This is a genomic window from Stenotrophomonas sp. MYb238 (genome assembly GCF_009496535.1).
In the GTDB taxonomy this organism is placed as follows: Bacteria; Pseudomonadota; Gammaproteobacteria; order Xanthomonadales; family Xanthomonadaceae; genus Stenotrophomonas.
The window spans coordinates 1-23,598 of sequence record NZ_WIDL01000022.1 but is presented as its reverse complement, the minus strand read 5'-3'; the positions used below and the strand labels follow the sequence as shown (position 1 = coordinate 23,598).

Genomic DNA, 23,598 nt, shown 5'->3' with positions numbered 1-23,598 from the left:
AGTGCGGTGCGAATGCACACGCACTGCATGCGCGACGACACGGCGACGAACAGCGGAACGACACGCCCGATGGCACGATGAGATGCATGGCGACGTACAGCGAATCGGCGGCCATCATGGGCGCGACTCCAGCCAAACCGGGCGCGCAACGCCGATCACGGCGGCTGCGCTGACCGGCCCGAAATACCGGCTGTCGAACGACGCCGGATTGGTCACGCTGAGCAGGAACAGCTCGCCAGGCTGAAGGCGACGGCACTGCTGCCAGGATGGCAGCGGCCGGCCCCAGCGATCGGCAGGCAGCACGGCGGCTGAAGGCACGCCGTCGATGCGGACTTTGCCGTCAGCGATACACACCTCTTGCGGCGCCATCGCGCCCACGCGCTTGAGCAACGGGATGCGCGTCGGCAGGTAGCCGCGATGCGCAGCGAGGGCGGCAGCCTCTGCGGGCATCGGCACCAGCACGATGCTGCCCACGGACAAAGGACGTGGCAGCGAGCTGGTGCGATGGTCGAGCGGATCGACGCGATACCAGCCGACCGCCACGCTGTCGGACGGGTTGTAGGTCAGGCGCGGCAGTGGATGCACGAAGGACGCCCAGGCCAGCGCAGCGAGGCCGCAGGCGGACAGGCCCGCCAGCATGAGGCGGGCGCGCAGGCGCGAGTGTGGATGCGTGAGAGCAGTGGGAACAGAAATCGTGGTCATGACAGCGCCCTCCCGGCCAGCCAGGCGGCGTGCCGCTCGGCGCTGTATTCGGGCAACGGCAAGCGCGCCGCGAGCCGGTTGCCCAGCGTGCGCCAGTACGCGGGCGAAGTGCCAGCAGGTGCGATGCTCAGCGCCTCAATGGCGTCGATGCGTGCCAGCACGGCACGCACCGATTGCTCACCCTCGACGTGCAGCAACAGGCGTGCGCCTGGTTGCACGCCGGGGATGCGCTGCGCGCCATCCATCGGCATGCAAGCCTGCATCACCATGAGCTGCCAGCGGATCGTGCCGTAGTCGTTGGCCTGCCAACGGATGCGGCATAGAACCGCGTTCGGTGTGAACACCGCGCAGCGGCGCCAGCGGTCGAACCGGATGATGCGAGCAGGATCACCGAAGCGCAGGTAGAGGTCGAAGCGTTGGTCGATGTATGCGAGCGCAACGCGCGTCAGCGGCACGCCGTCGGCCACGCCGACAGGCGGGATGGACGGCGGTGCCGAAGCCGTCGAGGCGGGTGTGTTCATGAGGACTTCTCCGGGAATTCCCGCTCCAGCAGCGCGCGCAACAGATCGGCCACCGTCACGCCTTGCGTGAAGGCCGATACCTTGATGCGCGCCCGCATGGCGGGCGTGATGTCGAGGGTCAGGCGGGCCGTGTAGAGGTCGCCTTTCTGGAGGTCATCGGCACTGCCCTGGCGAATCCACGCCTCGGCGTGCGGATTCGCGGGCGGACGCGCGCCGATGCCGATGCCGATGCGCTTGCCCGTGCGCTTGCTGGCAGGACTGCTCATGACGGCCACCGCAGCAGTTCATCGACCAGCGCAGTGATTTCGCGCGCGGCGGCGCTGTCTGGCGCCATCTCGCGCGCAAGCCGGCCAGCGGCCACACTGTCGGCGAACACGATGCGCTGATGCACTTCCGAGTGCAGCGCAGGAAGTGGCTGATCGGCCAGCGCGCCGCGTGCTTCACGCCCGATCACGGTGGTGCTTACGCGCCGGTTGATGACGAAGGCCGCGCGCAGCGCAGGCCGAAACACCTGCGCCTCGCGGATCAGCGCCACCATCTCGGCGCTGGCCCACAGGTCGTAAGGGCTGGGCTGCACCGGGATCAGCACGCGTTCGGCTGCCATCAGCGCGGAGCGCGCCAAGGCGGCGATGCGCGGTGGCCCGTCGATGATGACGTGATCAGCCCGCCTGGCGAGTTCTGGCGCCTCCTGGTGCAGCGTTTCGCGTGCAAGGCCCACGGCGCTGAACAGCCGTGGCAAACCTTGCTGGCTGCGGCGCTGCGTCCAGTCCAGTGCGGAGCCTTGCGGGTCGGCATCCAGCAGGATGACCGACTGCCCGCGCATCGCCAGCTCGCCGGCGATGTGGGTGGCGAGCGTGGTCTTGCCGACGCCGCCTTTCTGGTTGAGCAGCGCGACGATCATAGCCTGGCCCTCCCTGCTGGAGAGCCCGGCTGTCGCTGCTGGTTTTCGTGCCCTTCGCTCGCCGGTTGGGTGGTTGTCCACCGAGACGCGGCGCTTCTACTAAAAGTTAGAGAATTTAAGTTAGGGAAGTTAGGAGAGGCCGAAACCCGCGCCATCATTGGCTTGGCGGCCGATTTTGTTGCCTGATAGCACGAGGATTCGTTGCCTGATAGCACGATACCTCTGTTGCCTGATAGCACGAGTCCGTCCACAGGCTGCGCAGCAGTTATCCCCGTGCCGTGGACGGCACGGGCCGGAACGTCAGCAGCGGCGAGGCAATGCCCGAGACGTACTCGATGCCCAACTGGTAGCCAGGCAAGGCTTGCCGCGCCACCAGTGCCCGCAGGTCGGCGGCGAAGTCGTAGTACCGCGCCACGCTGCCCGACTTGCGGTACAGGTGCTGGAAGTCGAACTGCCAGCCGCCAGGCTGTCGCCCGCCGTGCTTGCGCACCAGTCGGTACAGCCACCGCTCGATCCCACCGGTCAGCCGGAAATACGCTGGGTCGATGGTCAGCACCAGCGCAGCATCCATGACGCCCGCGTAAAACCAGTCCGGCAGGATCAGCTCCAGCCCCAAGGGTGTGCCCTGGGCATCGGCCAGCTCCTTCCACTCGTTGATCCACGAGAAGCGGTGCAGCCGCCTTCCGGTTGTCTCCCGGATCGACGTGGCCACCGTGGTGGACTGCAGGCGATCCAAGGCCGCCTTGAGGCGCTGATAGTCGCGCAGCGACGTACCGCGCCCGATAAAGCGCAGGATCTCGTAGGGTGTGGCCTGCATCAGCCGCGACGGGCGCAAGCCCGCATCGCGCGCTTCCACGATCTGGCTGGCGGCCCAGATCAGAACGTCCGCATCCCAGATCGTGGCGATGCCATGCTCCTGCGTGCCCTCCACGCGGATCGTGATGCCGCTGGCGCGGAAGTCGATCGGCTCCGTGCGCCGCGACTTCGCCAGCGAGAAGAACGGAAAGGCCATCAGGTCCTGGCTGTCGCGCGGCGCCATGTCGCCCGGCAGGGCACGGAACAGATCGAGCTGCTCGCGTTCCTGCCGAACTTGCCCCAAGGGGCTGGACATGGCGATGGCCTCCGGCGCTCCAGCGGTCAGCGCGCACGGCTGTCCGCCGAGTGCTGCTCGGCGTATTCGGGATCGGACGTGCTCTCGAAGCTGCGCTCGGAAGCCCAGGCATCGAGGTCGGCCACGGCGTACATGACGCGCCGGCCGAACTTGCGGAACTTGGGGCCGCCACCCAGCACGCGCTGCTTTTCCAGCGTGCGCGGCGACAGCCGCAGGTAGTCGGCGGCCTCGTCGTTGGTCAGATAACGCTGCGGTTGCGCGGCAGCGGCCGGGGTGGTTGCGGGTGCGGCGGCAGGCCGCAAGGGAGCAGGACGCATGGTGAGAACCTCCATCGGTTGCAGGGCTCCGGCCACACAGCGCAACCGGATGGAGGCAGTCTCAGAAAACGAAGCTCTCCTGCTCAGGGTCGTTTTGCGTGGCCTTCAAAACGGCCCTTCTCAAGCGGCGCAAGCTGTGCTAGGCGTCGATAGCCGCCGCGCATCAGCGCATCGCCGCGCCGCACCAGGCGGCGCACCTTGGAGCGCAAGCCGCCATCGCTGTACCAACCGGCCGCGGTATCCGCGCCGAACAGGCCTTCAGCCACCTCGCGCAAGGACGCGCCCGCCAGGGTCGCATCGAGCGCCTGCAGGGTGTGCAGCTCCATCAACGCGGCAGGGGGCGGCCGGGGCCGAGCCATGGGTGCTGGCGTGTCAGGCACGTGGGTGGCCCCACGGCCACGGTAGGCATGGGCCACGGCCATGCCGTCCTCCAGGCCAGGCGCCAGCGCATAGCGCAGGCAATGGCCGGGGCTGCGCGCGATCAGCGCCAGTCCCTTGCCGTCATGCAACAGTTGCTTGTGGCCGGGAATACGCCAAAACGCGAACGGCTCGGCATCCGGTGGCGGATCGGCATCGGGGTGGAGTTGCACCACGGCCTCATGGCCGGGGAGCCAGGCCGGATGCGCGTCACGCGCATCCAGGGCTGGGTCTTCCAGCAGACGCATGCCCCAGCGATGCGCAGCATCGGGGCGGTGCGCACGGCGCAGCCAGTCGAGCTGGTAGTCAGGATGGCGGCGCAGGTATTCCCAGGCCAGCGCCAGCGTGTCTAGGCACAGCACGTAGAGGTAGGCGGCAGTCGGATACCAGTGCGCGAGGTGGTGCGGTTCGGCCATGACGCAAGCTCCCGTAGAGCAGGACGGCCGTCACCGGTTTCACACGCAAACGTCACCGCATCGAACTAGCATCCAATCGTGAATAAGCTGGTAGCTTAGTAACTTGCGTGTCAAGACGAAATGCATCCGATGGGTTGCATGGATCGTCTGAATGCGACGGTGGCGCGCGAGAACATGCGCGCCTCCTGCGATATCCACCGTGCCCGATGGCACGGCCGGCATCATGACCGTTTACGTCACGATGGCACCGATTTGGTGCAACAGTGCGGACTAAGACCTGACGGGTCTGGAGCAAGACCGAAATAGTCTCAATGCGCCCGGCTTGGCTTGGGCGCGAACGGCTCAATCGAGGATGGAACCATTCTCCTGAGCCAGCCGCAGGTACTCCGACAACGGGCGCACCGCCCGGAAATACCGGTCCCGCATCACGGGCTGTTTGCTCGGCCCGACGATGGATGTGAGGTCGGACAGCTTGATCTCGCACAGCTCGGGCATGCCGATCCCCAAGTCGATCAGGCCATGGGCCGTATCGCCGTCGGCGGGGTCGAGCGATACCAGCAGCCAGGTGGCGTGTGCGTCCGGCGTGAACAGCCGCACCACGGGCAGCGGGTCGATGGCCCGGCCAGCGGCGCGGGCCTGGCCGTGTTCCAGCAACAGCCTGCGCTCGTCCTCGGTGATGAGCTGGTTCATGGGCGTCCCCTCATTCGCACAAAACCGCCGAAGCGTGAAAGCGCAAAACCGCATCGGCGGGTTTGAGGAAAGACACGGATGCGGCTTTGCGCTTCTGTGAGAAGCCACAGATACGGATTTCCGTAAAAGCACGAAAGCGGCAGGCGAGCATAGTTGAACACTATAGATTGTAGTCCTATAGGGCGCAATCGGCTGTCATCTTGGATTTTGGGGAGATCCAAGGTTGGCAGCGAAACATACATTGTCGGAGGCACTAAAGACCATCAGGAAAGCGCGTGGATTGAGCCAGGAGGCGTTCTCCGACGTGTCCAGCCGCACCTACATGAGCACGCTGGAGCGCGACCTCAAAAGCCCCACCTTGAACAAGCTGGCCGAGCTGTGCGAGGTCATGGAGGTGCACCCGCTCACGCTGCTGACCCTGGCCTATGCCTGCGACGACCTGCAGCAGGCCGACCAGCTGCTGGCGCAGGTGCGCCAGGAGTTGGAGACTGTGGCGAAGAAGAGTGACACGCCATAGCGCGCGTCGGCGCTGGCATGGCCGATCCGGCGCCGCCGGTTCGAGGTATGCAGGGGCGCCAAGCCTGCGCGGCGGGGATAGCCCGCAGGGCTTTCCCCTGGAGGCAAACAAAGCGCGCAGCGCCGTTGGCGCGAAGACGTGAGCAACTGTCTTGAAAGTCAAGCCTCCCAAGCGCGCCCGAAGAGGCGCGCCTCTTCGGGGCATCTGCGTGCCGTGATAATATCGACTTTCGTTATCGTTATTCGATATGAAAGAGCAACCAACACCCCGCGCCATGGAGCACCACGACCTGCTGTCAGGGCTGATCCGCCTGCATGTGCTGCACCACGCGGCCGAGCAGGAGATCTATGGGCAATGGATGATCGACGAGTTAGCCCACCACGGCTACCGCCTGTCTCCTGGAACGCTGTACCCAATGCTGCACAAGATGGAGCGCGACGGATACCTCGTCTCCCGCCAAGAGCGTGAGGGGCGCACCGTGCGCAAGCTCTACACGATTACACCCAAGGGCAATGAAGGCTTGGCGCTGGCCAAGGAACGCATCCGAGAATTCACCGGGGAGGCGATGCACAGATGACAGATTCCACCAACACCTTGCAGCATGAGGCCGCAGCCGCACGTGGCTCACCCGTCGAAGTCTTCGGCGCCTTCCTCAAACTGGGACTGACCTCCTTCGGTGGACCGATCGCGCATCTGGGCTATTTCCGCTCGGAGTTTGTCGAGCGCCGCCGCTGGCTGGACGACCGCAGCTATTCCGATCTGGTCGCCCTGTGCCAGTTCCTGCCAGGGCCGGCCAGCAGCCAGGTGGGCATGGCGCTGGGGCTGGGCCGCGCGGGCTGGTTGGGGCTGCTGGCGGCCTGGGCGGGGTTTACCTTGCCGTCGGCGATTGCGCTGATCCTGTTCGCCTTTGGCATCGCCGAGTACCACGGGCTGGCCCAGTCCGGCTGGATCCATGGGCTCAAGGTGGTAGCCGTGGCCATCGTGGCGCAGGCCGTATGGGGCATGGCCAAGTCGTTGTGTCCTGACCGGCCCCGTGCCGCCCTGGCCATTCTGGCGGCACTGCTGACCATGATCATGCCCTCAGCCGCGGGACAGCTTGCCGCCATCGCGGCGGCGGGATTCCTGGGCTGGTGGAGATTGAAGATCGCGCAACCTGGCGGCGGCCAGGCCCACAGCTACCCGGTTTCGCGCAAGCTGGGCATCGTGGCGCTGCTGCTGTTCGCAGTGCCACTCGTCGGGCTGCCCCTGTGGGCCGCTGCCACGGGCTCGTCCACGGTCGCGCTGCTGGAAGGGGTGTACCGCTCTGGTGCGCTGGTCTTTGGCGGTGGGCACGTCGTGCTGCCGCTGCTGCAGGCCACCGTGGTGCCCAGTGGCATGGTCAGCAACGCTGACTTCCTCGCCGGCTACGGCGCGGCGCAGGCAGTGCCGGGACCGCTGTTCACGTTCTCGGCCTATCTCGGCGCGGTCGCCCACGGGCCGCTGCATGGCTGGATCGGCGGGCTGGCCCTGCTGGGCATCATTTTCCTCCCGGCCTTCTTCATGCTGGTCGGCGCGCTGCCGTTCTGGGAAGGGCTACGCCACCGCGCGGGTATCCAGACGGCCATGGCAGGCATCAATGCTGGCGTGGTCGGCATTCTGGTGTCGGCCCTGTACGACCCTATGTGGACCAGCGCCATCCACGGCAAGGCGGATTTTGGGCTGGCGCTGCTTGCGTTCGGGCTACTGACGGTGGGTCGCGTGCCTCCAGCGCTCGTGGTGCTGCTGGCCGGGCTGGCGGGCTGGGTCATGGCGATCGGTATCTGAAGCCAGTCGGCGCAGTGCGCAGGCCGGGCATGGTGACTACCGCCCACCATATAGAAAGTCACGCCGGAGCAGGCTGGTCATTCCATGGCCGCCCGGTTTTGACCATGGCATTCATGATGATCAGCAGCTTGCGCATGCAGGCCACGATGGCAACCTTCTTCGGCTTGCCAGCCGCCAGCAGGCGCTCATAGCAACGCCGTATCACGGCGTTGTGCCGCATGGCAACGATGGCGGCCATGTATAACGCGCTCCTGACCGTAGCCCTCCCGCCGCAAATGATGCGTTTACCGCGAGCCTGGCCTGAGTCCCGGTTCATCGGTGCGACACCTACCAGCGCGCAGATCTGCTTGGCCTTGAGCTGGCCAAGCTCCGGCAGCTCGGAAATCAGCGTCGCAGCCGTCGCCGGGCCAACTCCCTTGACACTCTTGAGCAATGTGGCCAGATCGGACTGGTATTGAGCCAGATGCTCCGCAATCCTTCGATCCAGCGCCTCAAGCTGCGTCGCGAGCATATCCATCAGTTCCGCAATATCTTGCACGACCTCCGGATGCGCCATGTGTTTGCGTTGGCGCTCGCTGACCAGCAAGCGTACCAACTGCCGCCGTCGAAGCACCAGTGCATGCAGGTGTTGTTGTACCTGGTCTGGCATCGGTTTGATGAAGCGATCTCGATCAGGACGCTGGTTCAGCACCTGCGCCAGTTCAGCCAGCATCCTGGCATCCACGCTGTCGGTCTTGACCAATCGCCCCATGGCCTTGGCGAAGTCCCGGGCCTGCCGAGGGTTGATGACAATGACAGCGAATCCCGCAGCTTGTAGAGCGCAAGCACAGGCCAGTTGGTACTGTCCAGTCGCCTCCATCACGATCAGCGAGACCGGATGGTTCTTCAACGCTGCGATCAGCGCTTGGTGCCCAGCACCATCGTTACTGAATATGGCCGTGGACTGCTCGTGCCCGATGGCTACATCCATGGTCTTCTTGGAGATGTCGATACCGACTGCAACTTGATTGGCCATGATCTCCGCGTCCCTTCCTTGCAAATGCGAACGGCGTTCACGCAACTGTTCGGGCTTTCAGAGATCGGGCGCGAGCATGCGCCCAGGACTCACGCACGGGCTCAAGTGGCACCGAGGGATGACGGGCTACATGCTGCGGCCAACCCCGAACCCTGGCAGGTCCGGGCGTGACGGCATTGCCGAACACGCACTTCAAAGATACAAGGGATCGAAGCCGAATGGCCGTGACAGCGAAGTCGGCACGGGGCGCAGCCCGAGAGCTTGGCGGCGCTAGCGTCGACACGCCAAAACCCAGCAAAACCTCCCCCATCCTTGGCGATCCACATGAATTAGACATAATTTGCACAAAACATCAATTTTATGCGAAACTCATCAACATCGCGCATAAATCAGGAAAGACGGTTCTATCATGGCATTTCGAGCAGACGAAGCGGCGCAAGCCGGGTACGAAGAAGTGGAGAAATACCTTGTCCTGCGCCCCCGGGATGCGGACGAATCTGAAAGAGCGCGAAGCAAGCAAGCGCTGCAGGACATCGTGGATGAACTCGGGCCGGTGGTTGACAGATACCCTTCATGGCACCCACTGGTGCGCAACCACGATAGCCGCCACCCCGTCACCACACCGAGTGATCGCTGCGGCTACAAAGGCCTCGACCACACGCGGTACTTCGCCAATGGATTCATCACCTGTCCCTATGGCGATGGTCAGGAGGTCTTGGACTCGGTTCTAGCCCTTCCTCGCCACCACGCTGCTTACATCACAGCGGAGAAGCTGGATGTGCAGTTCTACAACCCAGAAGCCACCCCGATACTGGTCAAGTGCAACTGGGAAGAGCCCTTACCGATGGACAAGATGATCCCGCTGTCCATCGCAGTGCCTTTGATCCTGGAGAAAGAGGTTCCGTGCTGGACCTGGTCCCAGGTCGCGGAGACATGGGAGTCGATGCGCTCGTATTTCCTGGGCGCCCCCCATGGCGCGCGATCGTCGCTGTTCGTGAGCCAGGAGACCGGACAGGGGATCAAGAAGGTTTGGGAAACGCTGATCTACACGGGGATGTTTGGCCCGATCAAGGTGTGATTGCGCCTTCGCGCCATCTGTATCAACGCGCCAACACCGCAGCCGGGCCTGCAAAGGCGGCGGCGTTCTGATTGGGCTGTCGGCTCTCAACACCGGGCGCGGCCACCGCCGCGCCCGGATTTTTGAAGTTCACCGCGCCCAGGGCGGAACGGCCTGGGCGCGGTGTCGACGACGGTTATTCCTTCGTCTCGATGATCCACCACACGGCCCGCGCCAAGGCACGGCCCGTGATGGGATGAATGTCCGTGAGGTCGGCGCGTGCCGTCCAACCCGAGGGCGGACGATAGCCGCGCACGTCGCCCTCGCCGTGCCAGCGGCGGGGCGCACGGTGCCGGGGGCGTAGATTGCCGCCATGCGCGGGCGGCTGGTGGTGTTGATGATGGGCATGGTTCGGCTCCCTGCGGCAAAGCGCCCCGGGCGGGGCGCTTGCCTTCGGCGTGGGTCAGGCGGTCAATGCCTCGGCAGGTTCATGCGTCACGGTGGCGGCTGCTTCCGCGCCGTCCTGCGCCGCATCCTGCAGGCCTTCCTCGGGCGCGTCTGCCGTCTTGAAGATGGCAGGCATCCAGCCCTTGCCGTTCACCAGCCGCTCGGCCTCACTGGCAATGTCGGCCTTCTTGAGCTTCGCCAGCCGGTTGACGCTCTCGGGCACCAACTCGCCCACGGCTTGCAGAATCGCTGCCTTCGGAACGTGCTTGAAGTAGCCTTCTGCGGTCGGCCTCCACCATGCGGCCATGTCGAGGCCCACAGCCTGCACCAGTTCCGCGCCCGGCTGCTGTACCGTGGCACGCGGCGTCACCACGTCCACGGTCGAAGCCACGCACACGGCCAGCAGCTTGACCAGTTCGCCTTGCTCCATCGCCAGCAGCGCGGCGAACAGTTCGGCGCTGTCGTCGGGCAGCTTGCCGCCCCACGCCTGCTGCAATTCGCGCAGCGCCACGGCGGCGGGTGAATCGGGCCAGTCCGGGGCCATGCCTTCCAGCCGGTCTTGCACCGTCAGGCGCACGCCCAGCGGTAGATCATGACCGTAGTAGCGGCCCTGCAAGAGGGTCTGCACCATGCCATGCACCAGCGCGGCCAGCGCCACCTGTGGATGCCGGGCTACCTCGATTTGCAGTGCAGCGGTGCGATGGGCGCTCAGGCGCTGAGCCAGTCGGTCGGAAATCGCTGCTGTCTTGGGCGCTTCGTCTTCCTCGCCTTCGTCATCGTTCGCGGCGTCCGGGTCGCTGAAGCCTTGGCGCAGCTTTTCGAGCGTGCGCAGCGCCTTAGCTTCGGCCTCGCGCAGCAGCCCGCGATGAATCACGACTTCGCCGTTGCGGTCGATGGTCACAATGGCACCGGCTGCGGCCTTCACGTTCGCGCCGTATCCCCGCAAGCCTTCTTCCAGCGCCTGCAACTGCTCGCCCAGGGCTTCGCCTTCCTCCTGCAAGGCGTCGGCCTTCTCCTCGTCCTCGGCATCCATCGCGGCGTCCACGGCTTCGCCAATGGCGCGCATTTTCTCTTGCAGCTTCTCGATGCGCTGTGCTTCGCGCTTGTTGGGTGCGCGCCGCTCCCTCGGCGCACGCTGAAAGGCGTGCAGGTCGGCATGGGTCATGCCGGGCGTGGCATCGGCCCAAGCCCAGCCCTCGGCCTTCACCTCGGCGGCGATGCCTGCCAGCTTGTCTTGCGCCAGCCGTTCCAGCAAGGCGGCGTCGCTCAGGTACACGCCCGCGTCATCCTCCGCGAACAGGTCACGGCGAACTCCGCCGCCTGCCTGCTCGTAGGCATCCAGCCCCACGAAGCGCACGAGCGGATGGCGGTAGGCGTCAATCTCGCGCTCGGTCAGGCGTTCGCGCAGCGCGGAGGGGCTGCGTTGCCACAGCGGCGCATCGTAGAACGCACGCTCCTGCGCGGCGTGATCGTCGGTGATGGAGAGCGCCATCAACTGATCGAGCGTCACGGCATCGGCCCTGTAGTCCGCCATCAGGCGCGGCGAGACGTTCGCCAGCTTCAAGCGGCGCTGCACCACCAGCGGCGTGACGGAAAAATCCGCTGCAATGTCTTCGATGGGGCGGCCTTCGGCCACCAATGCCGCAAACGCTTCAAACTGGTCTGCCGGATGCATGGCTTCGCGCTGCACGTTCTCGGTGAGGCTCGCGGTACGGGCCGTGCCATCGGCCACTTGCAGGCAAGGCACCTGCCAATCCTTGGCGATGCGGTGTTTCTTCGCCAGCAGCTTGAGGGCCGCAAGGCGGCGACCACCGGCCACCACCTCGTAATGCTCGCCATCGGCAGCGGGAATCACGATCAGGTTTTGCAGCAAGCCCACGCGCTGGATGCTCGCGGCCAGTTCGGGAATGGACATGCGCGGGGTCTTGCGCACGTTGCGGCCCGTGGGGCGCAGCACCAGCCGCGACAGGGGAACCAGAATCATGTGCTTGCTCGGGTCGGCGGCTTGCAGCACGTTGGCGCGGGTGTCGAGGGCTTGGGCTTCGGTGTAGGTAACGGCGTTCATGGTGAATCTCCAATCGAGTGAAACAAGGGAATGGAGGGGAACCGCCCCTCCGGCGGGGGAACGGTTCAGGCCTTGAGCTGACGCATGCCATCGGCCAGCAGCCACAGGGCGCGGTTCAGGCGAATGTCGGAATCGATGCCCTGCACGGGCCGGGTCCGCTGCCTGCGGCCATTGGCGGCGCGGCCAGCCAATCCGCCCTTGGTCAAGTTCTCCTGCGTGCGGTTGAACACGCTCCACAGGTCGGGGCGGCGGTCATCGAACCGGCGCGGCATCAGGATTTGCGATTCCGTGATGGGCGCGGGCTTGGTCGGGTCGTCGTACTTGAGGGCCAGCGCAGCGCGGGCGAACACTTCCGATTCCCCTGCATCCAGCGTGATGGCCTGCATGGATTCGCGCGATTCCTGCGCATGCTCGAAGCCACCTAGCACCTGATAGGCGCCCTCGATGACATGCCCGGCCACGTCGCCTTTGTGGGGCACGCGCACATCGCCCATGGTGTCGCCGCAGACAAGGCCATTGCTGCAAACGAAGCGGAACATGCCACCCAGTAATTGATAGCTGCTCGTGCCGTCGTGCGAGTTCAGCAGGATGATTTCATTGGCTTCGCGGGCGTTGATCTGGTTGGAGTGGCGCAGGCGCAGCATGTGTTTGGTGTGCTCGCGCCGGCCTTCGTTGCGCACGCGGGTTTGGCACACCATGAAGGGCTGGAAACCCTCCTTGCGAAGCTCGGTCAACACGGCGGCGGTGGGGATGTAGCTGTACCGCTCGGAACGGCTCTCATGCGGAGCGTCCGCGAAGATGGACGGGGCCACCCTGCGAATCTGGTCATCGGACAGCGGGGTTTCGCTGCGCAATGCGGGGGAGTGGTGAGCGAAGCGGGATGCGAGTTGCATGGTCTTTCTCCTGAGGCTGTTGAAGAAAACCGCACACCGGATTCCTAGATTCGGAGCCCAGCCTTTCGGCTGTTCGGTGCGGTCGGCACGAGGAACCCGGTTGGCCCTGTTGCCACCGTCTTTCCTGAGTTCATCGCCCGCGGCCAAAGGAGCGCGCGGACGGGGGCCGTCAAGGAAACAAGCGCAGGGTGGGTGCGGCCCGCAGGCGCAGCCGAGGACACGGCCCTGCGCGCCTTGACGGCCTACGGGAGCGGGCTACGGTCGCTGACAAGGTGATGGAGTCAGGGAAGACGGCTGGACATGGCAACGGCCCTCCCTGTGTGCCGACCGCACGGCAAGCGCAAGCGCGCAGGCCCGGATCTGGAAGCCGGGCCGGAGGCGTCAGCCAAGCGGAGCGAGGGAACGATGGAAGCCCGAAGGGGGCGAGACGCCGTGGCCGAAGGGTGCGGCGGCTCGATGCGCTACGCGCACGACAGCGCGACCGGCCATGTCCACTTGGCCGGGGATGCCCACGCAAGTCACCCCAAATTTCAACAAATGAAGATACTTGTTGTAAATTGTGACTTGGATGGAAATCGTATCTTTAGCCGCAAAGAAGCATCAGGAGAAAAAATGACGCGTAGAGCCTTTTACAGCTTTCACTACCAGCCAGACAACTGGAGAGCTGCCCAAGTCAGAAGCATGGGTGTTATAGATGGAAACAAGCCCGCTTCCGATAACGACTGGGAAGATGTGAAGGCAGGCGGAGATGATGCAATTCAAGAGTGGATTGATGAGCAATTAAAAGGAAAGACGGTTGCAATCATTCTTGTTGGAGAGAATACGGCTGGGAGAAAATGGATTAACTACGAAATAAAGAAAGCGTGGAAGGATAAGAAGGGGGTGCTTGGGATCTACATCCACAATCTCAAGGATAGCGACGGAGATCAAGCGGAAAAGGGAAGCAATCCATTTTCAAAATTCACTATAAATGGTGTCTCCATGGATGAAATCGTAAAAACTTACAATCCGCCATATTCCTCCAGTACTAATGTGTACAGTCACATCAAGGAAAACCTTGAGGACTGGATCGAAAAAGCCATTGAGATCAGGGGAAATTACTCGTAATTTAATCGTTCCAGCCAACCAGGTTTAACGCATGATTCCAAGACAACCTCTTGCAGGGGTGCGAATTCACCTCTCAGGATCTGCTCCAGATGAGCGGCAAGAAGAAATATGCTTGTTTGTGAAGGCACTAGCATCGCGAATATTTAGCGAGGGAGGTTCAGTGATTCATGGCAGTCACCCGTCCTTGTCTAAACCATTAGAAGATGCCGCGAGAGATTTTCTTCATGCGGGAGGTGAGGTAGGAGCCTTAACATTGGTTCGTGCTCAAAAATTTGCCGAAACAGATGAACAAATTGCAGAAATAGAAATCCAACGCCAATTCGCAGCGGTGCAAATAGTTCCCGCAGAAGCTGATGGAGTAAGCAATAGTGATTTAACTCCAATGCGAGACTGGATGGCCGAGCGATCGGATGCGGTTGTCTGCGTTGGAGGTAAGTGGTGGGACATAAATAAGGCCAAAGCAGGGGTCCCCACTGAGCTTGATGCGATGCTAGAACTCGGAAAGCCAGGTTTCGTTGTTGCAGGATTTGGGGGAGCAATTGCGGGTTATCTAAAGGACAACCCGAGCTTGCCTTCAAGATTGCAAAATGGACTATCTGAGAATGCAAACCGAGAAATTGCGAACGATACGTCTATCGAACGTATTGTAGAAACCATTGTCAATCAGCTAAAGCTTCTGCCGCTCGTGCGGCGCAGTGTTTCACGGGGGCGTAATTTTCGAATTCTTGCTCTTGATGGGGGAGGATTGCGAGGGACGTTTACTGCCGCCGTCTTGGCTAAGTGGGATGACATGCTCAGGAGTGGTGGCGGTAACAATCTAGTATCGCATTTCGATTTAGTGGCTGGCACATCGACAGGTGCAATACTCGCAATCGGGCTTGCCCTCGGAATAGCTCCGCGCGATATATTGAAATTCTACCAAGAGCAAGGACCGTTAATTTTCCCAAAAGATAGGAAGCTTCGACATTGGTTGAAATCCAAGCACGAATCTTCCACGCTCCGAGATTTACTGTGCAAAGTGTATGGTGATAGGAGAATAACTGATGCCTCATGCTGCAGGCTCGTTATTCCTACAGTAAGAGCCAAACATGGACAAGCTGAAGCTATTGTCACAGCCCATACCCCAGATAGAACAGCATTTCGAGATATCTCAGCGGTCGATGCCGCACTTGCATCTTCAGCTGCCCCTACATATTTTGACGAATCTGTCTGGGATGGGCCGGTTGCGCCTGAATCTTTTCTTGATGGTGGTGTTTGGGCGAACAATCCAATTCTCCCCGCACTGGCAGAAGCTGTTCGCTATCTAAAAATACCCTTGGATCGAATAGATGTTTTAAGTGTCGGCACAATGGGCAGTGAAAGCGATTTCACGGAGTCCCTTGGAAAAGGGAAAGCTGGATGGGCACCCAATAGTGCCGATCTCTTCTTTGCTGCCCAGGAGCATGGGGCACTAGTTTTGGCCGATGGTTTTTTAGGCCCAACACGCCATCTTCGGATTAATCAACAGACTCCGGTAGAAATTAAACTTGATGATGCAGAAGCGATTGAAGATATGGCCGTGCGGGGAAATGATGTAGGCAAGGATTCTTTTGTTTCCGTTCGATCTAGATTCTTGGATGGACTGTTGGCTCCAGAATGGCAACGGTATTAATTTGCCTGGAGGCCCACAGGAATCGTGCCTGAGTGGGATGCTTTCGCCCGATTTCTAAAAATTATTCGACTAAGGTAAACATGCCTTCTCTATATCAGCTTGCAATACTTGGGGCACCAAGTGCTGCTCAGATTTCTGAGCTTGAGAATATCGTGGCTCACGCCGTAGGCATGTTCAATCTGAGGCTGGGTCATGAGGTCGGATGGGATATTTGTCCCGAATCGTTCGAGCCGCCGCAGCAAAGATCAGCCGCCGCAGTTTTTTTTGGAGGTGAGAATGCTCCTATTGCCAATGTTGCAAAGCTGTTAGAGCGTGGCATCCCATTGCTGCCGGTGGCGTCGGATGTCAGTAGAGTCAGCGCAGAGATTCCTGCAATGTTGCAACCGCTCAACTGCCTAGCGTATGCAGCAGGTGGTGCACAACGCGTTGCGACCGCATTGCTGGAATGTGCAGGATTACTCCCTCGGCAGCGGCGGGTTTTTGTGAGCTACCGCCGAGGTGAAGCCCGAGAAGCTGCTTTGCAACTGTTTGACGCTTTGTCAGTTCGACTTTTCGACGTATTCCTCGACACGCACGGCATTCCACCTGCGGAGGACTTCCAGACCATGCTGTGGCATCGGCTCTGCGATTCTGATGTGCTCGTGATGCTCGACACGCCAGGTTATTTCGAAAGTCGCTGGACGAGCGCGGAGTTCGGACGCGCGTTGGCCAAGGGCATCAGCGTTCTTCGGGTCGGCTGGCCGGATGCCACACCTTCTGCGCGCACAGCTACTGCAAGCCGGGCAGAACTATTGCCCGAAGAAGTAGACCCGGGCACAGGGCGTCTGGCCGACGGGGCGGTAGAGCGCATCTGCTTGCAACTTGAGGAAGTCCGCAGTCAGAGCCATGCCGTGCGTTCCGTCAATCTTGTGAGCAATCTGCGAAATGCCATTCAAACGATCGGTGGTCAAGTAATCGGAGTGGGGAGTAACAGGGCCGTTCATATCCGACTGCCAGATGGTCGGGCAGTGGTGGTGTATCCCACGGTTGGTGTTCCTACATCGACAACACTGCATGAGGCCTCGACAAATTCACCTGATCAGTCAGTCGCCGTTGTCTACGATCACGTCGGCTTGCATCCTCGATGGCTAGGACATTTGGACTGGCTTGGCCAGTACATCCATTCCGCACGATGGGTCAAGTCGAGCGAGGCAGGTTGGCAATTTGCAGATTGGGTGGCTTGAGCATGAGCGCCATCTTCCTTTCGGCCAGCGTGCCGCTTGTTGGCCGAGGCACTTATCATGAAACGGCTAATCCGTTCCTTATCCAATGTGCAGTACGAGAGTTGGCAATGGCTGTGATTCGTCGGCACAAGATTGTCTGGGGCGGCCATCCTGCCATTACGCCGATGATCTGGACAATCTGTGAAGACTTGGGTGTGGACTACTCCCAGTCAGTGATCTTGTATCAGAGTAGATTCTTTGAGGACCGCTATCCCGAAGAGAACAAGCACTTCCAGAATGTCGTTTATACCGAAGCGATTCCCAATGAGCGGGAAGCGAGCCTGTTGATGATGCGCGAGCAAATGCTGTCACGTGAAGACTTAGTTGCGGCAGTATTCATCGGGGGCATGGAGGGCGTAGAGGCGGAGCACGAACTGTTCAGACACTTTCACCCAGCCGCCAAGGTATTGCCTGTCCCTTCACCGGGGGGAGCGGCGTTGAATCTCTCCAAGGATCGAGGCTACTTCGCCGATGGAGATCTTGCCGACGTGGACTTCGCTCGGCTCTTTCACACTCACCTCACGATGGCCATCGATGATAAGGGACGCTAGCCATATCCGCGACAATGTGATCAGCTGGCTCGCAGCATCGATTGCAACTGGTTAAAGAAACCGCCAACGCCCGTTCAAAAAAGTGATTGATTCCGTAGTGGGTATCCATAGAGTTCCGAAATTTGCTCCTGAAACTGTGTTTGGCCACCGTAACTCGGATGCCTCACACAAATAACGGGCACCGTATCCGTGATGCGATGAGCTGCTGCGGCAGCGTCATTTCCTATGGCAACGATGCGGGATGGCTGCAATAGGTCAATAAGTTGCTGCAGCAATTCTTCGCCCGCACGTCTTTCACGAGCATTGTGCTGCCGGTTGGTAAACGGATCACCCGATTCGTGCGGATGAAGTGGGAAGACGTTCCAAAGGAAGATACGAGCATCAATGTGCTCCAGCATGTTCCATATGACTGCAGCAGTTCGCTCAGCCACTGCGCTTCCTACGGTAGGTCGTTCTGCAACTAAATCGAGGTCCCAACGCTTGGCATGATGGGTCATGTGAACGTCATCAGTCAGGGCCAGCCCCGTGCGGCGCCCCCCACGGTATCCAAGGTCTCGGCCAATCCATATTGCATCGACCGGTTCCTCCAGCGCGCAACGCAGCATGGCAGAAAGCGCCGCAGTTCGGCGCCGAGGTGCATCGCGACGGTCATGCACTTCGCAACGATCTGAATACGGGTTAAAACAGTTTTCAAACTGCAGCGAGGCCACCGCCTCGACAAAAGGGTGAGTCTTCATTTCTCAAGCTCCAGCGGCATATATTTGATTGTGCGCTGTTCACGGTCGCCAATGATCCAACCTCCCTGATTTTCTTTGAGCTGCCGAAAAACGGCATACCCGTCAAGGATAGCTTTCTCCCACAACTTCAGCGGACACTTTTCCACTTCATAGCCGCTAACAAATTCACCAATGGTTTTCAGAATTCCCAGAGAAATCTTCTCCTGCTTCTCGAAGAAATTCAATTCCTTTGCTCTAGAAAAAATCCAGGCAGTAAGGCCTTCTTCAACAACAATGGCTCGACCACTATCCTGCTCCTCATCGTACTTCGGCTTGCTTTTTCGTTTATGCTTGATCAATGCCCGAATCACGGGTGACCAATGTAGTACGGCCGCATATGAAAAATGGAAGACGTCGTGAAATCGATAACCATCGCGGTCAGCAATATTGTCAGTCAGAGGGTCTCCTATAAATACCCCATTCCATTGAAGATAGCTCTTTCCGCTTCCTCGTTGATTGACTCTAATTTTGAAATTTCTGGGCAGTTGTTCTTCATCCCCGAAATCGCTATCGAAATCAAGACCAATTAAATCAGCAGGTTGTGGCTCTAAAAAGGCCCCGCGAGCTTTCCGAAGATTGCCGCGCGCCACTTCTGAAAATATCAATTCGGCAGCACGAATGGCGTCCAAATAAGCTCGTGCAAAGGAAACTAGATCACTATGCGTAGGGGAACTACCCAACAATGCTGCGGCTGACTGACCTAAACGTACCAGCGTGGTATCCACCGAACCCGGTTCAGCAATTGGCATGGCAATGTAAGCCAACGCGCCCTCGGCCATGTCGCTGGCGGCTCCCACGTTCTTAAAATCCCCATGGTTCGCTGCCTCGGCAAAAACCTCTTCAAGGGGAATTTGCATACGCCTGCAGAGCGCTGCCAGATACCAGAGAGTGTCGCCAAACTCTTCTTCGGCCGCCTTCTTAAACCCAGGATAGGCGGATTTCTCCCGAATATGCTTTTTTGCCGTAGCCATAATTCCGCCTATTTCCCCATATAAACCTTGAAGAACTGGGGAAAAATCGGTCGGATTGAGCACATCGGTAGCTGCAATTTCTGCTGCATAATCCGAGAGCAGAAGAGATCCTTCTTTTTGCATGTCAAATTATCCGCGAAGAGTGAGCCATTCGAATGGGGGCCCTTGATAGCCGGCAACACCCAAACTACGTATCCATTTCTCTAGATTGGCAAGCAGTTGAGGATCATTAAAGCAAGTCAACCCTATGCCACTTTTGCACAGAGGTCTACCATTTCGGTCTTGCAGTTCTAGAGGGAACTTTGGCCCCGTCCCTCCGAAATAAACAAAGTCATTGCTGACCAAAACCCTGTTTACTCCAGTGTCGCGCTGTACGTGCTGAGGATTAAGTGTTCCGTCTTCCCGGGAGTGAAAAGAATCTCGTTGCTGCCAAGCTGCCTCAGGCCCATCTCTAAAGTAGATGTTGTCTCCACAACTTTGCTTCCGGCTTCCGTTGCGAAAAGGTTTTTTCGATTCAAACCTGGGATTCAGCGCATATTCGTCGAGTGTCATTACCTCGGTAACGCGCATGCCGTACACAAGATGTCCACCTCGACCCACGCCATGGGCATTGCTGCCGCTGCCGATGACCCAGTCACCAACTTCGGCACTGCGGCGAATACCTGGCTTACAGGTTACTAGCGTACAGTGACCATAAAACGGATTGGGTGCAAAACCACTGTCGTAGCGCACCACGTAGGAGTGAATGCGAGCCATCAGCAGGGGTGTCGCTTAAGGGGAACAGTGCTGCAGGAACCACCATCAGGCTTTTCCCATGTGTCTTTGCCATTAATCGCATCAATGATTGCATCGCCGTTCCAACCAACCAAGGCGTCAGCGTATTCCTTCAAGGCATCGGGAATATCACATTCTTTTTCACCATGTTCCCAAACGCCCACAATGCGTTTGCCCTGCTTTGCAGCATATTCAATCTCCCAGTTAACCCAATCGCTATCTTTTGTCTGGGGAGAAACGTAGCAAATGAAGACGCCAGCCCAGTTGATCGCAGGTGCCAGAATTTGGGTCTTTATGTAGTGCTCATCAGTGGCGTTGTTGAACTTCCCTGTATGAATCGAGGAGTCTCTGACATCCAGACCCTTCGGAGCCAGTAGATCTTTGAGCTTCTGGAGTCCATGATCGTCCTTATGGACATGGCTGATAAACACGTTTCTCGTCTCCGCCACCCGTTACCTCCATAGATGTTTTTACAACCGTTAAACATCGTAACTTCATTTGAGGCAGATGTCTGCGGGAAGTGCAGACCTATTTGTCTTGATCAAAGGATTGCCTGCAGCCCCTTGTTCGCGATGACATTGAGCAGTTTGAGGGCTGGCCCTGCAGGATGGGTGTCGCCTTGCTCCCACTTGCGTACCGTGGATGCCGTGGTGTGCAGGTGCAGTGCGAACACCGGCTGGCTGAACTTCAGTTCCTCGCGCAGCCGCTTGATGTCGGCCGCGCTGAACTCCCGTACTGGCGGCGGGCAGATGGCGTCGAACTCGCGCATCGTCACCTTGCCGATCGCGCCGGCATCGTGCAGCGCGGCCAGATCGCCGCGCAGGGATTCAATGAGCTTGCTCGTCACAACACACCTCCAATAGAACGCCTATCTGCAGCGCTTTCATCAAGTCCTCTGCCGATAGCTCCAGAAACACCTTTCCGGCGAACTGCAGCGCCTTCCTTTCGTCCTGCGTGATGTTCGCCTTATCGCTTTTTGGGAATCCATGCAGAAACACATAGCGGCTACCGATTCGCGCTGACAGCAGCGTTCGATAACCGCCGCTCTTGCCGCCACCAAGACGGGCCACCCGCTTTTTGTAGAGGAAGCCGCCCAGGTCAGCATCAATCAGGCCAGCCTCCATCTCGTGAACCGCCCGGCACAAGGCGGCATCGGGCAGCTTCTCGCCCGCCTGCCACCGTGCAAAGTCCTTGCGCTTGAGGACATTCATGTCAGGCAACCTCTAAAGTATGCCCGAAACGGGCATACTTTTCCAGTCCCGCAGCCGGCCAAGGAGGGGACCCTGAAATTGTCGTGACAGTGTCGCGACAATTCCGGCAGCAGAAGCCATGTGTTGGAACCTGCTCATGCTGCCACCTCTACCGGGCGCTGCGCCCCGGTGATCGCCTTGCGCCGGTTCGCCACCAGTTCGGCCGCCTCGCGTACCGGTTTGTCCTCGGTGTGGACGTAACGCATGAACATTGCCACGGTCTTGTGCGCCGTCAGCGCCATGCCGACCTTCACCGGAATCCCCGAGTTAGCGATGTCGGTGGCCGAACGGTGGCGGATGCCGTGCGTGCCCACGTGGGTCACGCCGGCGCGCTTGAGGATGCGCGTCCAGCCGCTGTAATACTCGCCCGTGGTCAGGTGCTGCCCCGGATGATTCGGGGACGAGAACACGTGCGGGCAACCGTCCTGGTGCGGCGCGGTGGAAAGCAGGCGGTAGGCTTCCTCGCTTAAGGGCTTGGACATGCCGCCGGTCTTGCTGTCGGGCCAGACCACGCGCCGGTTCTCCAAATCCACCCAATCCCATTGCAGGGTGACGATCTCGGAGCGGCGGCCCGCGAACTCGAATTGCAACCGGATGGCCAGCGGAAGGATCGCATGATCCAGCCCCAACCCATCGGTTTCCAGATAGTCGAGATACCGGAACAGCTTGCCCATCTCCTCGTCGCTGATGAGGTGCGTGGCCTTGCCGTTGGGGTACATCGGGACATGGCGGCACGGGTTGGTGCCGTCCGGCCGGTAGCCCCAGACTTCGGCCAGGTTGAACATCTTGCGCATCACGCTGAACGTGCGGTTCGCGTCCGCGGGCTTGTGCGCCATCTTCTTCATCGCCCCGGCCACGTCCGGGCGTTTCACGTCCTGCACCTTCATGCGGCCCAGCATCGGGATGATGTTACGGGTGATGCACTTTTGGTAGCCGGCCTGCGTGCTGGGCTTGTTGCGCTGCTTGGAGTGGTCCTCCATGAACTTCACACACAGTTCAGCGACGGTCGGGGCCTTGCGCGCGGCGGTCTTGGCCGCACCGGGGTCACCACCCCGACGGACCTCGGCCAGCCACTCCTGGGCAAGGGAACGGGCTTGTTCGACGGTGAGTTCCCCATAGAGGCCCAAGGCGGGCTTGCGGCGTTCGCCGGCGTTCGTCCGATACTGGAGCATGAACACCTTGCGGCCTGCTGGCGTAACCTTGCACAGGAAGCCGGGCACCAGCGTGTCCCGGAATTCGACGGCCTGCGCCTGAGGTTGTGCCGCATCGACTGCGGACTTGGTGAGCTTGATTTTTGCCACGATGACTCCTCGGAAAGACCCGGTTTCCAGGAGCCTCATAGGGGTCAGCAGAGGGGAAGCCGGGTCAGGTTTCGGAAAGCACCGGCATATGTTGAACTCGCCTAAGTTATTGATAAACCTGCTGTATCGGGCTTGGGCGTAGTCCAGCGAAATGCGGTGCTGGAGTCATGGTGAAATAAAAAAAGCGGCGCAAGCGCCGCTTTTTCGCTGTTGCCGGACCGGGATCAACCGGCCTTGGCCACCGCCTTCTTGGCGACGGCCTTCTTGGCCGGTGCCTTGGCGACGGTCTTCTTGGCGACCGGCGCAGCTGCGCCCACGGCCACCTTGCTCACCGAATGCGAACGCGCATTGCCGTAGCTGGCGTTGTAGCGCTTGCCCTTGGCGGTCTTGCGGTCACCCTTACCCATGTCGTCAACTCCTCAAGTGTGAAATCAGATTGCCCCGTACTGACACGGGTTCGGCGAGGCCGCTTTGACAGCGCCCCCGCGCGTGAAGTGAAAGCCTAACATGCGCCCCTCAATGCGCGCAGCTGGCGTCGTGCACGTGGCGGTGGTTGAGGCGCAGGTTCATCAGGTGGGCCAGGCCCACCAGCACGCCGCCGACGGTCATCACCACCGCGTGCGGCACCCGCGAATGATGCAGCTCGGCATGCAGCAGCCCGGCCCAGAGCAGCGCCAGCCCGGGGACGAGCAGCGCCAGCGCGCGCAGCGCCCGGTGGCGCCGATATCCCCAGAGCAGGCTGAACAGGCCGAGGAAGGTCACGAAGACCACCACCGCCTGTTCGATGCCGTCGCTCAGCCAGAACGACAACCCCAGCGATGGCGCCAGCGCCAGCAGCGCCGGCAGGACCGCGCAATGCGCCGCGCACAGCAGCGAGCCGGCGGCGCCGAAGCGGTCGAGGAACTGGCGGGACGTTCTGGGTGGCATGACTTCCAGCAGGGGCGGCGACGCGTTATGGAATAATATAACATCCTCGTCCTGCCCGCCCCACCTTCTCCGACCGCCGTCCTTCCTGGCCGTCCCACGCCCCTCAATTGATACAAAGTAACAACACCATGACCCGACAGATCTCCTCCCGCACCC

The 23,598-nt window shown here is 60.6% G+C and carries 28 protein-coding genes and 1 pseudogene; 8 read left to right on the top strand and 21 right to left on the bottom strand.

The features are described 5' to 3' along the window. Nucleotides 1-114 precede the first annotated feature (114 nt). The 8 genes from CQ393_RS14240 to CQ393_RS14205 form a co-directional block, all read right to left on the bottom strand. Nucleotides 115-702: a S26 family signal peptidase gene (locus tag CQ393_RS14240; protein WP_019043454.1), complete on the bottom strand. Its 588-nt coding sequence runs from the start codon at nucleotides 700-702 to the stop codon at nucleotides 115-117. Next, nucleotides 699-1,223, bottom strand: coding sequence for a DUF2840 domain-containing protein (locus tag CQ393_RS14235; RefSeq protein WP_019043453.1), 525 nt, complete (start codon nucleotides 1,221-1,223; stop codon nucleotides 699-701). The genes CQ393_RS14240 and CQ393_RS14235 overlap by 4 nt, the downstream gene beginning before the upstream one ends. Then, a complete protein-coding gene (locus tag CQ393_RS14230) occupies nucleotides 1,220-1,489 on the bottom strand; it encodes a hypothetical protein (protein ID WP_019043452.1) in 270 nt (89 codons plus the stop codon). The genes CQ393_RS14235 and CQ393_RS14230 overlap by 4 nt, the downstream gene beginning before the upstream one ends. Further along, nucleotides 1,486-2,124: a ParA family partition ATPase gene (parA, locus tag CQ393_RS14225; RefSeq protein ID WP_019043451.1), complete on the bottom strand. Its 639-nt coding sequence runs from the start codon at nucleotides 2,122-2,124 to the stop codon at nucleotides 1,486-1,488. Before parA ends, CQ393_RS14230 begins: the two co-directional genes overlap by 4 nt. A gap of 265 nt (nucleotides 2,125-2,389) precedes the next feature. Then, nucleotides 2,390-3,235, bottom strand: a complete 846-nt coding sequence (locus CQ393_RS14220; protein ID WP_019043450.1) for a replication initiator protein A — start codon at nucleotides 3,233-3,235, stop codon at nucleotides 2,390-2,392. Between the two features lie 26 nt (nucleotides 3,236-3,261). Continuing rightward, on the bottom strand, nucleotides 3,262-3,552 hold the full coding sequence (locus tag CQ393_RS14215; RefSeq protein ID WP_024570164.1) for a helix-turn-helix domain-containing protein: 291 nt from the start codon (nucleotides 3,550-3,552) through the stop codon (nucleotides 3,262-3,264). A gap of 83 nt (nucleotides 3,553-3,635) precedes the next feature. Then, a complete protein-coding gene (locus CQ393_RS14210) occupies nucleotides 3,636-4,385 on the bottom strand; it encodes a DUF2285 domain-containing protein (RefSeq protein WP_019043448.1) in 750 nt (249 codons plus the stop codon). Nucleotides 4,386-4,727: 342 nt separating this feature from the next. Next, entirely contained in the window at nucleotides 4,728-5,075 is a 348-nt protein-coding gene (locus CQ393_RS14205; protein WP_019043447.1) for a DUF2958 domain-containing protein, read from the bottom strand. Nucleotides 5,076-5,298: 223 nt separating this feature from the next. Here CQ393_RS14205 and CQ393_RS14200 point away from each other — a divergent pair, with 223 nt between their 5' ends. The 3 genes from CQ393_RS14200 to chrA all read left to right on the top strand — a co-directional run bounded on the left by CQ393_RS14200 (nucleotide 5,299) and on the right by chrA (nucleotide 7,395). After that, nucleotides 5,299-5,592, top strand: a complete 294-nt coding sequence (locus tag CQ393_RS14200) for a helix-turn-helix transcriptional regulator (RefSeq protein ID WP_024570163.1) — start codon at nucleotides 5,299-5,301, stop codon at nucleotides 5,590-5,592. 274 nt (nucleotides 5,593-5,866) lie between these two features. Further along, a complete protein-coding gene (locus CQ393_RS14195; RefSeq protein WP_019043445.1) occupies nucleotides 5,867-6,169 on the top strand; it encodes a PadR family transcriptional regulator in 303 nt (100 codons plus the stop codon). Further along, a complete protein-coding gene (chrA, locus tag CQ393_RS14190; RefSeq protein WP_019043444.1) occupies nucleotides 6,166-7,395 on the top strand; it encodes a chromate efflux transporter in 1,230 nt (409 codons plus the stop codon). Before CQ393_RS14195 ends, chrA begins: the two co-directional genes overlap by 4 nt. Before the next feature lie 58 nt (nucleotides 7,396-7,453). Here chrA and CQ393_RS14185 read toward each other — a convergent pair whose 3' ends face one another. After that, a complete protein-coding gene (locus tag CQ393_RS14185) occupies nucleotides 7,454-8,410 on the bottom strand; it encodes an IS110 family transposase (RefSeq protein ID WP_024570162.1) in 957 nt (318 codons plus the stop codon). Nucleotides 8,411-8,819: 409 nt separating this feature from the next. Here CQ393_RS14185 and CQ393_RS14180 point away from each other — a divergent pair, with 409 nt between their 5' ends. Next, nucleotides 8,820-9,488 (top strand): hypothetical protein, encoded by a 669-nt coding sequence (locus CQ393_RS14180; protein ID WP_019043442.1) that lies wholly within the window; start codon nucleotides 8,820-8,822, stop codon nucleotides 9,486-9,488. Nucleotides 9,489-9,663: 175 nt separating this feature from the next. On the opposite strand, the pseudogene CQ393_RS18270 reads toward CQ393_RS14180, so the two are convergent. From CQ393_RS18270 to CQ393_RS14165, 3 genes and pseudogenes are all read right to left on the bottom strand, one after another. Then, nucleotides 9,664-9,869: pseudogene (locus tag CQ393_RS18270) on the bottom strand (hypothetical protein). Between the two features lie 61 nt (nucleotides 9,870-9,930). Continuing rightward, nucleotides 9,931-11,979: a ParB N-terminal domain-containing protein gene (locus CQ393_RS14170; RefSeq protein WP_019043441.1), complete on the bottom strand. Its 2,049-nt coding sequence runs from the start codon at nucleotides 11,977-11,979 to the stop codon at nucleotides 9,931-9,933. 65 nt (nucleotides 11,980-12,044) lie between these two features. Beyond that, nucleotides 12,045-12,872, bottom strand: coding sequence for a DUF932 domain-containing protein (locus tag CQ393_RS14165; protein WP_024570161.1), 828 nt, complete (start codon nucleotides 12,870-12,872; stop codon nucleotides 12,045-12,047). 300 nt (nucleotides 12,873-13,172) lie between these two features. Between CQ393_RS14165 and CQ393_RS18265 the strand changes: the two genes are divergently transcribed. The 4 genes from CQ393_RS18265 (at nucleotide 13,173) to CQ393_RS14145 (ending at nucleotide 17,443) form a co-directional block, all read left to right on the top strand. Beyond that, on the top strand, nucleotides 13,173-13,979 hold the full coding sequence (locus CQ393_RS18265) for a TIR domain-containing protein (protein ID WP_019043439.1): 807 nt from the start codon (nucleotides 13,173-13,175) through the stop codon (nucleotides 13,977-13,979). A 31-nt stretch (nucleotides 13,980-14,010) separates the two neighbouring features. Beyond that, complete coding sequence (locus CQ393_RS14155) at nucleotides 14,011-15,630, top strand: CBASS cGAMP-activated phospholipase (RefSeq protein WP_072270846.1); 1,620 nt, start codon at nucleotides 14,011-14,013, stop codon at nucleotides 15,628-15,630. A gap of 80 nt (nucleotides 15,631-15,710) precedes the next feature. Continuing rightward, a complete protein-coding gene (locus CQ393_RS14150; RefSeq protein ID WP_080375558.1) occupies nucleotides 15,711-16,853 on the top strand; it encodes a toll/interleukin-1 receptor domain-containing protein in 1,143 nt (380 codons plus the stop codon). A 2-nt stretch (nucleotides 16,854-16,855) separates the two neighbouring features. Further along, nucleotides 16,856-17,443 (top strand): hypothetical protein, encoded by a 588-nt coding sequence (locus tag CQ393_RS14145; RefSeq protein WP_019043436.1) that lies wholly within the window; start codon nucleotides 16,856-16,858, stop codon nucleotides 17,441-17,443. A gap of 74 nt (nucleotides 17,444-17,517) precedes the next feature. Here CQ393_RS14145 and CQ393_RS14140 read toward each other — a convergent pair whose 3' ends face one another. The 9 genes from CQ393_RS14140 to CQ393_RS14100 form a co-directional block, all read right to left on the bottom strand. Next, a complete protein-coding gene (locus tag CQ393_RS14140) occupies nucleotides 17,518-18,180 on the bottom strand; it encodes a uracil-DNA glycosylase (protein WP_060446450.1) in 663 nt (220 codons plus the stop codon). Next, nucleotides 18,177-19,313 carry a nucleoside triphosphate pyrophosphohydrolase family protein gene (locus tag CQ393_RS14135; protein ID WP_029158621.1) on the bottom strand — a complete coding sequence of 379 codons (1,137 nt, stop codon included), beginning with the start codon at nucleotides 19,311-19,313 and terminating at the stop codon, nucleotides 18,177-18,179. Before CQ393_RS14135 ends, CQ393_RS14140 begins: the two co-directional genes overlap by 4 nt. Nucleotides 19,314-19,319: 6 nt before the next feature. After that, on the bottom strand, nucleotides 19,320-19,946 hold the full coding sequence (locus tag CQ393_RS14130) for a hypothetical protein (RefSeq protein WP_080375559.1): 627 nt from the start codon (nucleotides 19,944-19,946) through the stop codon (nucleotides 19,320-19,322). Next, a complete protein-coding gene (locus CQ393_RS14125; protein WP_236509469.1) occupies nucleotides 19,946-20,395 on the bottom strand; it encodes a TIR domain-containing protein in 450 nt (149 codons plus the stop codon). Before CQ393_RS14125 ends, CQ393_RS14130 begins: the two co-directional genes overlap by 1 nt. 110 nt (nucleotides 20,396-20,505) lie before the next feature. Continuing rightward, nucleotides 20,506-20,811, bottom strand: coding sequence for a DNA-binding transcriptional regulator (locus tag CQ393_RS14120; protein ID WP_019043431.1), 306 nt, complete (start codon nucleotides 20,809-20,811; stop codon nucleotides 20,506-20,508). Then, the gene (locus tag CQ393_RS14115) at nucleotides 20,792-21,175 is read right to left on the bottom strand and encodes a type II toxin-antitoxin system RelE/ParE family toxin (RefSeq protein ID WP_019043430.1); all 384 of its coding nucleotides are present in this window, start codon (nucleotides 21,173-21,175) and stop codon (nucleotides 20,792-20,794) included. Before CQ393_RS14115 ends, CQ393_RS14120 begins: the two co-directional genes overlap by 20 nt. Nucleotides 21,176-21,309: 134 nt before the next feature. Continuing rightward, a complete protein-coding gene (locus CQ393_RS14110; protein WP_019043429.1) occupies nucleotides 21,310-22,515 on the bottom strand; it encodes a site-specific integrase in 1,206 nt (401 codons plus the stop codon). A gap of 224 nt (nucleotides 22,516-22,739) precedes the next feature. Then, nucleotides 22,740-22,922 carry a 30S ribosomal protein THX gene (locus tag CQ393_RS14105; protein WP_153192307.1) on the bottom strand — a complete coding sequence of 61 codons (183 nt, stop codon included), beginning with the start codon at nucleotides 22,920-22,922 and terminating at the stop codon, nucleotides 22,740-22,742. 109 nt (nucleotides 22,923-23,031) lie between these two features. After that, nucleotides 23,032-23,442: a MerC domain-containing protein gene (locus CQ393_RS14100; protein WP_153192305.1), complete on the bottom strand. Its 411-nt coding sequence runs from the start codon at nucleotides 23,440-23,442 to the stop codon at nucleotides 23,032-23,034. Between the last annotated feature and the right edge of the window lie 156 nt (nucleotides 23,443-23,598).

Excerpts from the sequence above, each read along its gene's own strand:
- CQ393_RS14105 (WP_153192307.1), bottom strand. The coding sequence starts at position 22,922 with ATGGGTAAGGGTGACCGCAAGACCGCCAAGGGCAAGCGCTACAACGCC.
- CQ393_RS14100 (WP_153192305.1), bottom strand. The coding sequence starts at position 23,442 with ATGCCACCCAGAACGTCCCGCCAGTTCCTCGACCGCTTCGGCGCCGCC.
- CQ393_RS14115 (WP_019043430.1), bottom strand. The coding sequence starts at position 21,175 with ATGAATGTCCTCAAGCGCAAGGACTTTGCACGGTGGCAGGCGGGCGAG.
- CQ393_RS14230 (WP_019043452.1), bottom strand. The coding sequence starts at position 1,489 with ATGAGCAGTCCTGCCAGCAAGCGCACGGGCAAGCGCATCGGCATCGGC.
- CQ393_RS14240 (WP_019043454.1), bottom strand. The coding sequence starts at position 702 with ATGACCACGATTTCTGTTCCCACTGCTCTCACGCATCCACACTCGCGC.
- CQ393_RS14210 (WP_019043448.1), bottom strand. The coding sequence starts at position 4,385 with ATGGCCGAACCGCACCACCTCGCGCACTGGTATCCGACTGCCGCCTAC.
- CQ393_RS14140 (WP_060446450.1), bottom strand. The coding sequence starts at position 18,180 with ATGAAGACTCACCCTTTTGTCGAGGCGGTGGCCTCGCTGCAGTTTGAA.
- CQ393_RS14165 (WP_024570161.1), bottom strand. The coding sequence starts at position 12,872 with ATGCAACTCGCATCCCGCTTCGCTCACCACTCCCCCGCATTGCGCAGC.
- CQ393_RS14220 (WP_019043450.1), bottom strand. The coding sequence starts at position 3,235 with ATGTCCAGCCCCTTGGGGCAAGTTCGGCAGGAACGCGAGCAGCTCGAT.
- CQ393_RS14195 (WP_019043445.1), top strand. The coding sequence starts at position 5,867 with ATGGAGCACCACGACCTGCTGTCAGGGCTGATCCGCCTGCATGTGCTG.
- CQ393_RS14235 (WP_019043453.1), bottom strand. The coding sequence starts at position 1,223 with ATGAACACACCCGCCTCGACGGCTTCGGCACCGCCGTCCATCCCGCCT.
- CQ393_RS18265 (WP_019043439.1), top strand. The coding sequence starts at position 13,173 with ATGGCAACGGCCCTCCCTGTGTGCCGACCGCACGGCAAGCGCAAGCGC.
- CQ393_RS14150 (WP_080375558.1), top strand. The coding sequence starts at position 15,711 with ATGCCTTCTCTATATCAGCTTGCAATACTTGGGGCACCAAGTGCTGCT.
- CQ393_RS14205 (WP_019043447.1), bottom strand. The coding sequence starts at position 5,075 with ATGAACCAGCTCATCACCGAGGACGAGCGCAGGCTGTTGCTGGAACAC.
- CQ393_RS14170 (WP_019043441.1), bottom strand. The coding sequence starts at position 11,979 with ATGAACGCCGTTACCTACACCGAAGCCCAAGCCCTCGACACCCGCGCC.
- parA (WP_019043451.1), bottom strand. The coding sequence starts at position 2,124 with ATGATCGTCGCGCTGCTCAACCAGAAAGGCGGCGTCGGCAAGACCACG.
- CQ393_RS14185 (WP_024570162.1), bottom strand. The coding sequence starts at position 8,410 with ATGGCCAATCAAGTTGCAGTCGGTATCGACATCTCCAAGAAGACCATG.
- CQ393_RS14215 (WP_024570164.1), bottom strand. The coding sequence starts at position 3,552 with ATGCGTCCTGCTCCCTTGCGGCCTGCCGCCGCACCCGCAACCACCCCG.
- CQ393_RS14145 (WP_019043436.1), top strand. The coding sequence starts at position 16,856 with ATGAGCGCCATCTTCCTTTCGGCCAGCGTGCCGCTTGTTGGCCGAGGC.
- chrA (WP_019043444.1), top strand. The coding sequence starts at position 6,166 with ATGACAGATTCCACCAACACCTTGCAGCATGAGGCCGCAGCCGCACGT.
- CQ393_RS14135 (WP_029158621.1), bottom strand. The coding sequence starts at position 19,313 with ATGCAAAAAGAAGGATCTCTTCTGCTCTCGGATTATGCAGCAGAAATT.
- CQ393_RS14130 (WP_080375559.1), bottom strand. The coding sequence starts at position 19,946 with ATGGCTCGCATTCACTCCTACGTGGTGCGCTACGACAGTGGTTTTGCA.
- CQ393_RS14180 (WP_019043442.1), top strand. The coding sequence starts at position 8,820 with ATGGCATTTCGAGCAGACGAAGCGGCGCAAGCCGGGTACGAAGAAGTG.
- CQ393_RS14155 (WP_072270846.1), top strand. The coding sequence starts at position 14,011 with ATGATTCCAAGACAACCTCTTGCAGGGGTGCGAATTCACCTCTCAGGA.